This is a genomic window from Mesorhizobium sp. M7A.F.Ca.MR.362.00.0.0 (assembly GCF_004023175.1).
Classification (GTDB): Bacteria; Pseudomonadota; Alphaproteobacteria; order Rhizobiales; family Rhizobiaceae; genus Mesorhizobium.
In genome coordinates this window covers 34,798-35,630 of record NZ_RZTF01000018.1, presented here as the reverse complement: position 1 = coordinate 35,630, position 833 = coordinate 34,798, and the positions used below count along the sequence as shown (strand labels likewise).

Annotated in this window: 1 pseudogene (running past one end of the window); it reads right to left on the bottom strand. The window is 58.7% G+C overall.

The annotated features are described in order from the left end of the window. Nucleotides 1-613 (bottom strand): annotated as a pseudogene (locus tag EOC06_RS04790) (LysR family transcriptional regulator) (it extends 272 nt beyond the left edge of the window). Nucleotides 614-833: the final 220 nt, after the last annotated feature.

Below are 833 nucleotides of genomic sequence, written 5' to 3'. Positions count from 1 at the left end.
CGTCCCAGCCGGGTGAAAATTCCTCGTCGGTTTCAACGTGGAGGAGGGTCGCTTCGGCGAAATTTCCAGAGCCGACACATTCAACAGCCTTTGGGCTGCAGACGGGAACCAGGCGCTCATCGAAAAGAGCTTCGCATGTGCCGTCAAGCCAGTTACCCGCCCCATAACGAATCACCAGGTCGGCTTCGGGCGTAAACCGCGGGGTGCCGGATGTTGGTACGACCCGTACGACAATGTCAGGGTGCCGAGTGTAGAACGTCGCCAAGCGTGGCATCAGCCAATATGTGCCGGTACAGACAGTGCAAGCGATGGTAACGACGTTTTGTTCCATTCGCTCCAAGGCTCTAATCTTTCCGATCGCGCTCTCGATCCGGTCCATTCCGTCCGAAACTGCGTGAAGCAGAACCCGGCCTGCGTCTGTCAACGCCGCAGGACGCATCCGTCGATCGAGCAGCTTCGTGCCGATGTGGTCCTCGAGATTCCGAAGTGCCTGGCTGACGGCGGGCTGCGTGACATTCAACTCGGCCGCCGCGCTCTGGACGCCGCCTGCACGTACCACGGCTTCAAACGCCGACAGAAGCCGAAGGGGAGGGAGATGTCGACGCAATACCATAACCTCTTGCTTATGCCGGATTAGACTTTCAGCTCTTCCAAACCTAGTCGGATAGCGCAATTGTTGCAACCAGAGACGGCCGATCCGCGCCCACAATATAAGCACACCTCAGCCAGAGAGAGAGAGTTCATGAACGCCCATCCCCGTCCCTCCGAGCTGACTGCGGACGAAACACGGTCGCTTCGGGTCGATCTTGCTGCAGCTTTTCGCCTGTCAGCCC